This window comes from Rhodococcus sp. IEGM 1306 (assembly GCF_036541985.1).
Lineage (GTDB): Bacteria > Actinomycetota > Actinomycetes > Mycobacteriales > Mycobacteriaceae > Rhodococcus_F > Rhodococcus_F qingshengii.
Window position 1 is genome coordinate 121254 of record NZ_JAZHFF010000012.1, and the last position, 12371, is coordinate 133624.

13 protein-coding genes and 1 pseudogene are annotated in these 12371 nt (G+C 59.6%); 3 read left to right on the top strand and 11 right to left on the bottom strand.

Annotated elements, in window-relative coordinates; genetic code table 11:
- Positions 1-3 precede the first annotated feature (3 nt).
- The 3 genes from V3587_RS26565 to V3587_RS26575 all read right to left on the bottom strand — a co-directional run bounded on the left by V3587_RS26565 (position 4) and on the right by V3587_RS26575 (position 1442).
- Complete coding sequence (locus V3587_RS26565; RefSeq protein ID WP_257216585.1) at positions 4-495, bottom strand: DUF3558 domain-containing protein; 492 nt, start codon at positions 493-495, stop codon at positions 4-6.
- A gap of 68 nt (positions 496-563) precedes the next feature.
- Positions 564-935, bottom strand: a complete 372-nt coding sequence (locus V3587_RS26570; protein WP_283377531.1) for a hypothetical protein — start codon at positions 933-935, stop codon at positions 564-566.
- A 12-nt stretch (positions 936-947) separates the two neighbouring features.
- Entirely contained in the window at positions 948-1442 is a 495-nt protein-coding gene (locus tag V3587_RS26575) for a DUF3558 domain-containing protein (RefSeq protein ID WP_065455820.1), read from the bottom strand.
- A gap of 175 nt (positions 1443-1617) precedes the next feature.
- Between V3587_RS26575 and V3587_RS26580 the strand changes: the two genes are divergently transcribed.
- Entirely contained in the window at positions 1618-2673 is a 1056-nt protein-coding gene (locus V3587_RS26580; protein ID WP_003941279.1) for a 2,3-butanediol dehydrogenase, read from the top strand.
- Here V3587_RS26580 and V3587_RS26585 read toward each other — a convergent pair.
- From V3587_RS26585 to V3587_RS26595, 3 genes and pseudogenes are all read right to left on the bottom strand, one after another.
- Positions 2663-2986, bottom strand: a complete 324-nt coding sequence (locus V3587_RS26585; RefSeq protein ID WP_007726052.1) for a 4Fe-4S dicluster domain-containing protein — start codon at positions 2984-2986, stop codon at positions 2663-2665. The genes V3587_RS26580 and V3587_RS26585 overlap by 11 nt on opposite strands.
- Positions 2983-4573 (bottom strand): annotated as a pseudogene (locus V3587_RS26590) (FAD-dependent oxidoreductase). Before V3587_RS26590 ends, V3587_RS26585 begins: the two are co-directional and overlap by 4 nt.
- A 125-nt stretch (positions 4574-4698) precedes the next feature.
- Positions 4699-4944, bottom strand: a complete 246-nt coding sequence (locus V3587_RS26595; protein ID WP_238054068.1) for a hypothetical protein — start codon at positions 4942-4944, stop codon at positions 4699-4701.
- Between the two features lie 223 nt (positions 4945-5167).
- Here V3587_RS26595 and V3587_RS26600 point away from each other — a divergent pair, with 223 nt between their 5' ends.
- Positions 5168-5548 (top strand): helix-turn-helix domain-containing protein, encoded by a 381-nt coding sequence (locus V3587_RS26600; RefSeq protein WP_030536813.1) that lies wholly within the window; start codon positions 5168-5170, stop codon positions 5546-5548.
- Here the strand turns inward: V3587_RS26600 and V3587_RS26605 are convergent.
- The 5 genes from V3587_RS26605 to V3587_RS26625 all read right to left on the bottom strand — a co-directional run bounded on the left by V3587_RS26605 (position 5545) and on the right by V3587_RS26625 (position 11380).
- Complete coding sequence (locus V3587_RS26605) at positions 5545-7338, bottom strand: AMP-dependent synthetase/ligase (RefSeq protein WP_030536812.1); 1794 nt, start codon at positions 7336-7338, stop codon at positions 5545-5547. The two genes, V3587_RS26600 and V3587_RS26605, sit on opposite strands and share 4 nt — an antisense overlap.
- Positions 7335-7778: a MarR family winged helix-turn-helix transcriptional regulator gene (locus tag V3587_RS26610; RefSeq protein WP_007726042.1), complete on the bottom strand. Its 444-nt coding sequence runs from the start codon at positions 7776-7778 to the stop codon at positions 7335-7337. The genes V3587_RS26605 and V3587_RS26610 overlap by 4 nt, the downstream gene beginning before the upstream one ends.
- 103 nt (positions 7779-7881) lie before the next feature.
- On the bottom strand, positions 7882-8013 hold the full coding sequence (locus V3587_RS26615) for a putative transporter small subunit (protein WP_003941363.1): 132 nt from the start codon (positions 8011-8013) through the stop codon (positions 7882-7884).
- 27 nt (positions 8014-8040) lie between these two features.
- A complete protein-coding gene (locus V3587_RS26620; protein WP_283377532.1) occupies positions 8041-9693 on the bottom strand; it encodes a sodium:solute symporter family protein in 1653 nt (550 codons plus the stop codon).
- Positions 9694-10081: 388 nt separating this feature from the next.
- The gene (locus tag V3587_RS26625; protein ID WP_311094881.1) at positions 10082-11380 is read right to left on the bottom strand and encodes a plasmid pRiA4b ORF-3 family protein; all 1299 of its coding nucleotides are present in this window, start codon (positions 11378-11380) and stop codon (positions 10082-10084) included.
- Between the two features lie 339 nt (positions 11381-11719).
- Here V3587_RS26625 and V3587_RS26630 point away from each other — a divergent pair, with 339 nt between their 5' ends.
- Positions 11720-12316, top strand: a complete 597-nt coding sequence (locus V3587_RS26630; protein WP_047270235.1) for a T3SS (YopN, CesT) and YbjN peptide-binding chaperone 1 — start codon at positions 11720-11722, stop codon at positions 12314-12316.
- Positions 12317-12371: the final 55 nt, after the last annotated feature.

The following is a 12371-nucleotide window of genomic DNA, read 5'->3' on the forward strand; positions in this document are numbered from 1 at the left end:
CTGTCACGGGAGCAATGGAATCACTGTCTCGGCAATTCGTTCCACCAGCGTGCACGGCGTCTCGGCGCGCGCCGCACCGACCTTGGCGCCGACGCGGATCATCGCGGTGGATTGAGAGGTCGCGAACGCGACGTTGCAAGCAGAATCTGTTTTGTCATTGCGTTCCTGGTATATCAGGACTTCGCGCCCGGCGATTTGGGCTCGATGAAGGTCGCGCATGACTGGATTCTGTTCGACCTCTACGAGCGGATGATCGGTCGATGTCAGAGACAAGAAGTACCACCCACCGTTCCACGAGCAAATGTTGAAACCATCGATATGCGTGTCAACGATGTCAACCTCTTTTGTTGCCGGGTCGACTCCGACTTTCTCCAATTCCTCATTGCCGAGAACCTCACACGGATCAAACATCCCAATCACATCGACAGGGAAAGCCTCACCGTCGACCGTCGACGAACAACCCCCAACCAACAGCGCGGCCGCGACCAAGACCACTGCACCCCTCACTCCCACAGCACTCCCCCTCATTCGCTGCCCGGACACTCCAGCGACACTTCGCTGCCTCAATTTGGCAGGTCGACCGACCTCAAAGTCGAGACGTTCGACGACTCCTGATCCAATGCGTTGTCGATGCAGGCTTGAAACTGAGCCTGCATTGCCTCCACGACCGCGATATGACTCGCCAACACATCGACGAGCGCATCGTGGCCACCGACGGCCTTCTCCTCGAACTTCGTCTGAAGCGCTCGACCTGATGCGAGCGTCCCTAAACCACCAACCCAACTCAGTTTCGCAGCAGCAACAGACAAATGCTCCAACGTCATTTGGTATTCGCCGCATGCCGTAACTAGCAATCGCGCCGTGTCCGGATCCAGCGAGAACGAAACCTCGGCCCCGGAGTCCTCATTTGAACTCATGCGTAGCACCACCTTCATCAAGCGAGCGATTCATCTGGGGAGCTCCGGGAAGAGTTTGTCGGTAATCGTCGACGCGAGGCCACACGGGTCGATCGGCGTCTCACCGAAATCTGGGGCGATCCGAACGATCAGCACCCCCTGATTGGTCGTCCAAGCTACTGAGCAAATCTGTCCGGTCGCATCGTCACGCTGCCCGAACTTGATAGCAGGGCCGCCATGAACATTCGCAGCCCTTACATCGGCATTGTTGGTGTTCGCTTCGACTTCGTCGAGAGTGTGGTCTGTTGACCAGACGCTCAGCGAAATTCCCGTCCCATCCCATGAGCAGATTTCAAATCGTGGAATCTGAACTCCAAGAATCCCGCGTTCCTCAGTCGCCGGATCAACGCCGACATACCGCAAGGCGCTGTCGCTAATGCCGCTACAAGGGTCAAATAGCCCAACAGCCTCGTCGGCTCGTACTGCATGCCCCTCGACCGTCGAGGAACAACCCCCAACCAACAGCGCGGCCGCGACCAAGACCACTGCACCCCTCACTCCCACAGCACTCCCCTCATTCGCGGCCCGCTCACAGTATTGGACGCTCCCCAGGACCGATCGGTTCCACCCCATTGCATTCCGTTGCAACCCTTCACCCACGCCAACAATCGGCCTAACGTCGATCTACCAGGGGATTCACAACGAAGTGAGGTGCGGATCAATGAAGGCAGCACGGTTCCACGGGCAGAAAGACATCCGGATCGAAGAGATCCCTGAGCCCGAATTGCGGCCAGGAACAGTCAAGCTGAAGGTCGCATGGTGCGGAATCTGCGGCACCGATCTCCACGAGTACCTCGAGGGACCGATCTTCATCTCCGCACCCGGACACCCGCATCCTCTCTCACACGAGAATGCGCCGGTCACGATGGGCCACGAGTTCTCCGGCACCGTCGAAGAGGTCGGCGAAGGTGTCACGGACGTCGAGGTCGGTGAAAATGTTGTCGTCGAGCCGTACTTCGTCTGCAACGAGTGCGCCCCGTGCAAGGCGGGCAACTACCACCTGTGTACGAAGATGGGGTTCATCGGCTTGGCCGGCGGCGGTGGCGGACTCAGCGAGAAGGTCGTCGTCGACCGTCGCTGGATCCACAAGATCGGCAACATCCCGCTCGACGAGGCAGCTCTCATCGAACCGTTGAGCGTCGCCCATCACGCCGTCGTACGCAGTGGAGCCGAAAGCGGCAACGTCGCCATCGTGGGCGGAGCCGGACCGATCGGACTCCTCGTTGCGGCAGTCCTCAAGGGTCTGGGTGTCACGACGATCGTCACCGAACTCAGCGAGGCCCGCAAAGCCAAGGCCCTCTCCAGTGGAGTCGCCGACTACGTCATCGATCCCACCACCGAAGACGTCAAAGCGCGCGTCCTCGAACTCAGCGGAGGCATCGGCGCAGACATCGGTTTCGAGTGCGCAGGCGTCAACGCAGTACTCGACACCATGCTCGACACGGTCAGGCCTGCTGGAGTTGTTGTCAACGTGTCGATTTGGGGCAAGCCCGCGACCATCGACATGCAGAAGCTGGTCCTCAAGGAAATCGACCTACGCGGAACCATCGCGTACGTACGCGACCATGAAGCGGTCATCAAGATGGTCCAGGACGGTGTCGTCGATCTGGCGCCATTCATCACCGGTCGTATTCAGCTCGAAGAATTGATCTCCGAAGGATTCACCACTCTGATCGAGCACAACGACACTGCAGTCAAGATTCTCGTCAGGTCGTAACCGGACGGGGCACCTCCGGGCCCACCGCAGTCAGGGACCCAGGTGCCCGCCCTTTGCCCCATCCGATCTTCTCTCGGTAGCGGCCGATGTGATCGTCCTCGATCACATCGGCCGTTTCCAACGGCGTGGATTGCGGATGCACATACAGCGCATCCGTCGGGCAATATGCCTCACACATGAAGCAGGTCTGGCAATCCGATTGGCGCGCAATCACCGGGACGCCCGACGGCGTCCGATCGAAAACATCTGTAGGACAAACGTCTACGCACTTGTCGCAGCCGATGCAGTCAGGCGCGGACACCAGCTCGATCATGACGCCACCAGTGCAGACCCGACAGATTCAGAAGTCCGGGTCCACACCGAATCCAAACCGCCGGTGAGGACGTGATGGTGCTGCGTCACATCGAGTTCGGGATAATCGTCTCGCTTGCTCATTCCCCGAGTCTCGGTCCGCGCCAACGTCGAGTGGTACATCCAGCGACCGACGGCCGTGATCGCGGCAGCCTGCCGCGCCGCCATCCGACCTGCTGGATCCGCGCCCAGATCCGACCTCACTGCACCCCACAGCGATTCGAGCTCACCGAGCGCTGCGGATACTCGATCACCGCTGCGGAGGTAGTTCTTGTCGAAGGGAATCAGCTGCGCCTGAGCAGCTTTCACCACATCGTCGGCAGCAAACCCGGTTCGTACCGGATTACGCAATCCGACGGTTCCTGCTCCGCGAAGACCACTGGTAGACCCACGTCCGACCGACAGCGCATAGCGCGCAGCACCGGTTCCCGCCCACGAACCAGAAGACATCGCCCACGCGGCGTTGTGACTTCCCCCGCCGGTAAACCCTCCGCAGATTCGCTCTCGGGTCGCTGCGTCCCCGGCGGCAAACAGTCCTGGAACGGATGACGCGCAATCGTCGTCGACGACGTTGATTCCCCCAGTGCCGCGCACCGTGCCTTCAGCGAGCATGCCGACCTCGAATTTGTCGGTGAAGGGATCGATTCCGCGGCGATCGAATTGCAGGAAGAAGTTGGGTTGCCCCAGCCTCATTCGACGCTGTACATCAGCGTCGGCCCGATCGATCTGCGCGAAGACCGGCTCGTTCCGCAACGTGCTGGCGATGACGGACCTCCCCTTCGCCGAACCGGCCCCTTCGAGCACGCTTCCGTCTGCGTGAAAGAACGTCGCGTACGCGTAGTAAGCCGTCTTGGTGATCGTCGATCCGGCCGCTGCAATTCCGTACGCGTTGGAGAACTCCATCCCAGAGAACTCCGCTCCGACTTCGGCTGCCATCAATGCACCGTCACCGGTATCGACGTTGGTACCCAACGCACCGGACAGAAACGCACAACCTCCGCTGGCGACCACTACCGCGCCTGCCGAGACTCGGTAATCCTGGTGCTCGTGGCGTTGGTAGCCCGCCGCTCCGCGAACTCGCCCTTCGCCGTCCACCAACAACTCCAGCGCCGGCGAATGATCGAGGATCCGCACACCGGTTCGACGAATCCAGGTGCGCATCCGTCGCATGTACTCAGGCCCCTGCAAGCCGGTGCGGATCTGCTTGCCCGTGCTGGAGTCGACGGGGAACGGATATCTGCCCTCCACCGCGAGGAGATCCATGTTGGAGTAGGTCTGCTCGAGGACGCGGTCCATCCAACGGTGGTCGGCAAGATATCCGCCGAGCGCCTCACGACCGGCCTTGGCCCGCTCACGGGCAGTCGTATCCGGTTCGACGTACCAAACACCCGTTCCGGAGGGGGCCGTTGCGCCGCTCGTTCCGCAGTAGCCCTTGTCGACCAGGACGACGTCTGCACCGGCCTTGGCCGCGCGCAACGCTGCCCATGCGCCGGCGGGGGCCACCACCGATCACCAATACATCGGTGGAGAGTTCGAGGACGTCCGTCACTGGCCAGCTCCTGTCAGAGGTCTACGCAACACTTCTGTTGCCGCAATATTCCTCGAACGAACTACCTAGCGCCACAGTCAGAATCACTGTGAACTCAACCGGTCACCATCGCGTGGACAGATGCGCTACGACGCTTCCCGCTCCTCACCGGTGCACAACGCGGAATACTTGGCGAAGGCTTCCTGCAAGGTCAGCGATTTGCGTCGCTCGGCGATGTCGCGGGGCTTTCCCTGCGCAACACATCGGCGAGCATGCTCGATCACAGCTTCACGTATGACGCTGGAAATGTCCGCGCCCGTGAGCTCTTGGAGGGTCTCTAGGGCCCTCAGTTCCTCTACGTCGAATCTCACCGTTACCGATCGTCTAGCCACGCTCAGAATGTTACTTGCGGGTACACCAAATTTGGTGAGTTACATATGCGTCGAGTCGAATATCTTTGGGCGCCAAAACCTTCGAATTCCGATCTACGTGGGTAAATAGTTTTCCACTCACGGCACTCATGTAATGCAACGCACACGGCGCTAGCCAGCGTGCCGACGGACACTGTCGCTGTCTATGCTTGCGAAACACTGCCTTCGATCGGAGATATACCGCGTGAGCATCGACCACATCGTTTCCGCAGTCGACGGCGATGCTGCCGAGCGAATCAAAACGGCCCTGACCCAGAGAGCCGCAACCTCGGCGGACACGACCACGCTGGTGTTCGACGGCGTCCGGATCGAGATTCCACCGTCGGTCGGCGACGCCGTCGTGCAGCTCCTGACCTACCTCGCTGCCGGGGACAGCGTCGCCCTCGGGCCAGTCGCAGAGCTCCTCACCACCTCGCAGGCAGCAGAGATCCTCGGCGTTTCGGACACGTATGTGCGCAAACTCGCCGACGCCGGGAAACTCCCGATCGAACTACGCGGCACCCACCGCAGGTTCCGCCTCGACGACGTGATGGCTTACCGCGAGCAGTTCCCCAAACGCGCCTAGCTCTTCGCGTACATTCCTTCGATCTCTTTCGAGAACCGATCGACGACGACATTGCGCTTGATCTTGAGCGTCGCTGTCATCTCACCGTCTTCCTCGGTCAGATCGCGATCGAGAATGACGAACTTCTTGATCGACTCTGCATGTGAGACAGCGGCATTGGCGTCGTCGACGGCCTTCTGCAGCTCCGCTCGAAGGTCCTTGTCGTCACGTAGTTCGGCGACGGTGGCACCAGAAGGCTTGCCGTTCTCCGCCTTCCACTTCTCGAACACCTCGGGGTCGACGGTCAGCAACGCCGTGATGTAGGTCTTCCCGTCGCCGACGACGACTGCCTGCGAGACGATGGAATGCGAACGGATACGGTCTTCCATCGGGCCGGGCGAGACGTTCTTGCCGCCCGCCGTCACCAGAAGATCCTTCTTGCGTCCGGTGATGGAAAGGTAACCTTCGCTGTCGAGTTCACCGAGATCACCGGTTCGCATCCAGCCGTTGACGAATGTCTCTTCGGTGGCCTTGTCGTTCTTCCAGTATCCCTTGAAGACGACTCCACCGTTGAGTTCGATCTCGCCATCCTCGGCGATGCGAACCCCGTTGCCGCCCATCGGCTGTCCGACGGTTCCGATCTTCTGAGCACCCGGGACGTTGACGCAGTGCGCTGCTGTGGTTTCGGTGAGGCCATAGCCTTCGTAGATCGGAACTCCGAGCCCACGGAAGAAGTGCCCCAGTTCAGGAGTGAGGGCGCCGCCGCCGGAGATCGCGAACCAGCACTCGCCGCCGAGAGCCGCGCGGAGTTTCGAGTACACGAGCTTGTCTGCCACTGCGTGCTTCACCTTCAGGATCAGCGAGGGACCGCCCTTGTCGAGAGCCTGGCTGTACTCCTTTGCAGTGGCTTCTGCGAAGGCGAAGATCGCGCCGGGAATCTTTCCACCGGACTCCGCCTTGCGTGCTGCGCCGTCACGAACTTTTTCGAAGACACGCGGAACACCGAGGATGGTGTTGGGCTTATAACGCTCGAATTGGGTTGTGATGGTGGCAAAGTCGGACCAGTGCGCCTGCGACGCACCAGCTTCGAACGTCGCAAGGGACACCGCGCGGGCCAGTACGTGCGCGAGCGGGAGGAAGGTCAGGACTCGGTTTCCCGGAACCGCCACCTTGCCGATCGATGCCGTGAGAATCCCGCGCACCTCGGACAGGAAGTTACGATGCGTGAGGATGCATCCCTTGGGACGGCCTGTGGTGCCGGAGGTGTAGACGAGTGACGCCAGATCGTCGGCCTTGATGCCCGCGAGTCGCTTCTTCAACTCGGTATCGTCAACGTCGGCGCCCTGTGCGGTCAGCTTTTCGACTGCTCCGTCGTCGATCTGCATGACGGCCTTGAGAGAGCTTGGCGCGTCCTGGAACAGCTGCTCGTGCGCGCCGGTTTCGACGATCGCGATGACAGCCTCGGAGTCTTCGAGGATCCAGCTGACCTGCCCCTGAGACGACGAGTCGTAGATCGGAACGGTAGCGGCGCCGGCAGCCCAGATGGCGAAGTCGAAGAGCGTCCACTCGTATCGGGTCGCGGAGAGGAGTGCGACGCGGTCGCCTGCCTGCACCCCGGCTGCAATGAGACCGTTTGCGACGCCGGTGACCTGCTCGGCGAACTCTTTAGCCGTTACATCTACCCAACCCTCGCCCTTGGGGCGGGAGAACACCGTCAGTTCGGGCGTGCGCTCGGCGTGAGTGAAGACGGTGTGCACCACGGACTCATTGTCGGAGATGGTGAACTGGGCTTTGGCGCTGTACTCACTCACAGGGTGTCATCTCCGTTGGTCTGCGATTCGATGCTGATTCTGAAGCGGTGGAGTGCGCGGGCGAAGTCTGCGACCTCGGACTCGGTCCAATCGTGCAGCCTGCCGGCGACTTGGTCGAGCCGACGCGCGTCGGCGGCGTCGAGGTATTTGCGGCCAGCCTCCGTGAGGTGCAGCGGATTGCCCTGACGAACGGATCCCGGATCGGCATACACCCAGCCAGCCTCGATGCACCCGCGCACTTGGCGCGAGATGGTCGAGCGGTTGACGCCGAAGACTTCGGAGATCTCCGTGGCCTTGCATCCGTCATTGCGGCCGATGAAGGAGAGGAACGAATGCTGGGCGATCGACGGGTGGTCATCGGAATGCCGATCCCCCGTCATCAACTGCCGCGTCAGGTGCACCAGCTCGTCATGAACCGCTGGTGGACCGGTGAGCGCCATTGCTCCGTCGTGTTGCACTGGGCAACTATAACGCTGCCCCCAGTCCCGATTGCAATATGACCGCCGCCACCGACAAGAAGTCCGTCGGTGGCGGCGTGAAAAGTTAGACCAGATCCTCACCGTTGCGGCGAGCAGTTGCCCAATCCTTGAAGAATCCCTTGCTGATGACTCCCAGCACGACCAAGACCAACGCCGGCCAGATCAGAACATAAATGGTCAGTAGAGCTGTACTCATTCGTAGCCCTTCCACTTGTCTCGACGGTTACTTTCCGGACGCTCCCACGGCAGGAAGCTCGTCATCGTCGAAGTCTCCCGTCCGCTGCTTGATCAGTTCGAAATCGAACGTCTCACGCTGATTGACGGACATCGCAAAGCACACGACGGTACTGACGGCATAGGCCACCAAAGAACCGCTGAGCGTTGGGTAGTCGTGCAGGAAGCCGATTGCGAACGGCGCGGACAGCACGATCGCCAGGCCACCGACGATCTGCGCAACCTTCAGGCCGAAGAATCCAAATGCCATGAGCCCCAGCACCACTCCGATACCGACAACGGCAACGATGTCGGAGAAGATCCCGAACATCCCATCCATCGGCACCCAACTGAATCGGACGGGCAAGAAGGCGGCAAGCGCCACCAGAACCGACACAGTGAAGGCCTTGTTGGTGACCTTTCCCCAATAGAAGCTCGCGATAACCGGGAACACCAGCGCGCCCCACAGCGCGCCGACGAACACCAACAGATCAAGAATGCTCAGTTGCAGACTTGCCAAGGAGATAGCCGCCGCCGTGGCAACTATCATCGTTACTCGGCCGATGAGCAGCATCCGTCGAGGGTTCGCATTGGCCTTGCCTGCGACGGCTTGGCCGTACACGTCGGTCATCACGATGGACGAGAGCGCAGCAAGGTCCGAGTCCGCCGTCGATGACAGCGCGCCGATGATCATGACAAAGAAGACAGCCAGCAAAATTCCGGGCAGGTACGACGCGGCCATCTGCGGAATCAGATTGTTGACGTCACCATCCATCGGCTCGATTCCGAGGTATAGAGCGAGAACACCCAGCATTCCGACACCAATGACCGTTGCGCCGTATCCGACGGTTGCGGTGATGAAGGTGGGCTTGATCAGGTCTTCGCGGACCGCGAACAGACGTTGGGCAATGGTCTGGTTGCCGATTGCGTAGGCAAGAACTGCTGCGATGTACGGCGCGCCCTGCTCGAAGAAGGCAACGCTCGAGAAGAAGTTGCCCTGCTCGGCAGTGAGGTTGCCTGCCCCGGATTCGAAGGCTGCCGGGAACCCTGCCGCAAAGAAGATGAACGGCACCAAAACCGCTACCGCACCGAGCATTCCGATCAGCTGAACGAAGTCGGTCAACACCGAAGCGCGGAAGCCCGACCACAGTGTGTACAGCAAAACGCCCAGCGCAACGATGAACACACCCTGGATGAAGTTGAACGGCGAAAGTAACGCGATCAGCAGACCACCAGCGAGGAAGTTCGACATCAAACTGATGAGACTGCCGACGATATTGGAACCCGCGAGCATCAGCTGACTCGAGCGTCCGTGCCGCGCGTACATGACCTCAGCCAGGGTGTGGGCTTTCGGCGCTACTTTGCGAATTCGCTGGCCGAACGGATAAATGAAGAGAATCATCAACGCGCCCCACAAACCGTAGTGAATGGGGCCGGAGATTCCGTAGGAGTAGCCAGAAGTGGCAGATGCGTACATCGACGACGCCCAAATCCAGGTGGCCGTCATGCTCGCGGCCGAAACACCAAATCCTAATTTGTTTCCGGCGGTCATAAAACCGTCGGCATTTTCCTGTTTCTTACCAATACGAAGAGAAATCAGAAAAGTTCCACCATAAAAAGCAACAAGCAGTGAAACAATTACCAAGGTACTGAACTGGACCATGTCGGACCCCGTCACATGCCACATCCTTCGCACATAATCGGCAGAACAAAGCACAAAACCCCTGTTCAGGATCTTTGCGCTTCGTTTCTGCACGCCCTAGGAGCGACCGCCATACCAACACCGGTCACATATTCAATTGACTAGCAACACGCACTTCGTCTTTTCGGAAACCCAACCTCCACAAAATAAATCTTCTGCGCAAGCTTTTGGCTCGACCACGCAATTTAACAACCGAGAATCGACCATAGCATGATGGCAATTTCGAGCAAAAACTCCAATATTTTCCCACCCGAAAATATTCATGATTCCGCCGCAGAAAAATCATGCGCTTCCAGCGCATATAACAACTCCGCATCGATTGAAATCGATGCTCGATTCGATCGCTCAGCTACTTCGACAGGACCATCCTGGCAAACCGTCGACCCCACTCGGGATCGGCGGAAACATGCTGGTCCAGCGGATTGGAGACAATCGCCCCGATCATTCGCAGGTACACGAGAGTGTCTCGCACCATCCACGTCCAATCGTCGTCCCCGAGTCGTGTTCCGTCTGTTGTCGACCAACCCAATGCCGTGAGGCCTTCGATCATCACTTCACTACGTTCGGACTCCGACAAGCCGGCAGCCAACGTAAGGAACAGAATTCGGCCGGCTTCCTGCGCCAACTCACCCTTTCCCAACGGCATGGCCGTCACGATGTGACGCCACAGCTCGCCTTCATATGCAAGCACTGACGCTCCGAGTCGAGTCAGAATCAAAGTGCCTCGGAGTTTCCGGACAAATAGCAGTGTCTTGGCGGCTTCAACGAGTACTGCCAATTGCGAGTCACTCCCTGCCGTGACATCGATCCAGTCACCGCCCCAATCGAGTTCGTCTCGGGCGTCCGCAACATGGTCCGAAGGAAGTGCCCCGGACGCCGTCAAAACAATCCCACCACCTCGCGCGGAGTTCAGCAGCCACAGCAGTTGGCGGGTTACTCCTTCACGCATCACCTCGAAATAGTTGTCATATCCGCCACGAAGCTCCGATTTGGCAACTGCGGCAAACAGTTTCGGCGCGGAATGAACCGACAGGCGGCGCAAGAACTTCTCGAACACCGAGCTTCCCACAGGTGGTGACTTATGCAGTGCCACTGCAATGGTGACTGCTGCATTGGACTCTGCGGGAACAAAACGTTCGGGATCGAACAGTCCGGTACTCGCCTGCACGTTCAGGAACTCGCGATACCCGATCGGACCGCCAGAATCCTCCGGCGGGCACGCTCTCTCGCCGTCGAGACAGGATGGCTCAGAAATCGGCTGGTCTTCGACAATCTGCTCGAGAACCAACGTGTGACTCCACCTTGCGCGGGCGTTGTACTCATAACGGACGTACTCCCCGACCGCGGTAACTGCCTCGTCGATCCGGACTTCGTCCTCACCAAACTCGTCTTCCTGGTATCCGTCGCGCTCGATCACCTCTGGCGCGATATACCGATCTGGGCCATTGTCCGTTGAATGATGGACACTCACCCACTGATGAGCGTGTTGATCTCCCCACCCCATCACCGCCTGCACAATCGAATGAAGTTGGTCCAGTTCGATATTCGACGGGACCGAAAACCGTCTCCAAATAGGCGGCGTGATGCAATCGAGTTCGATCCGCATGACAAAGTTCGCCACCTCCGGCCGTCGACGCTGATTCCGCATCTGCCTCGGCGTAAGGACCTTCATCTGGCTTTGCGTCGCTTGATGTGCAGGTACCAAACGCAGATGTGAAGCTCGCCGAACTCGCTGACCCGTCATGTATGGAGGCTAGATCTACCTACCGACAGCCGAGATACTCACTGGCACAAGGTTGCCCGATTTGTCGGGGCTCGCATCTCGTCGCTGGTCGGCTGTCAAGTCCAGATCAACACGGACCTACCCAGGCATCTTTGATCATCCACTGCGCGGACAATAGTGTGCGCCGATTACCGTAGACCTGACAGCTACCGTACGAAAACAGTGCCCAGCGCCTGCTCGGACTGGCACAGAACATGAGGATCCATGAGCGACCAAGACACGACCGCCGACCAGCCCCTCCACATCAACGGCGCAATTGCCTTGGTGACGGACGAGCGCGACGAGTTGGTTCGCCTGTGCGTCCAGACCCTCGCCGAACTACTGGGTAGTGAGCCTGCCACCGATGACGATGGCGACATCGTCGTACCGGTTCACGGATTTGTCGTCTACGTGACCGTCGCCGACGACGGACCCCAGATCAACGTCTGGTCCTCGGTCCTTACCGGCCTCGGCAATCCCTCGCACGCTGCGACTCGACTCATCGAACTCGCGCAGGAATGGCCGCGCCTCCGTTTCGCCTTCAGCGGTGACCACCTGCTGGTCTCCACGATGCTCGACGCGGACCCCTTCGCTCCACAACATCTGCTGAACCTGATCGACGAGGTTCACGACTTCACTCACGAACTCGACGACGATTTTGCTGAATCTTTCGGCGGGTCCCTCGACTGCGACGCCGATGACGACAGCTACGCCGGAGGCTGCAATCCCGGCGGTTGCGGCGGAGACTGTGACTGCGCGTGCGGCGATGACGCAGACGGCGAGCTCAGCATCAGGGCCGTCACCTCGACGCCCAGCAAGTAGTGACTGTCCGTCCTGATCTTGAGTCGGAATCGACAAAGTCGACCCTGCAGGCGCA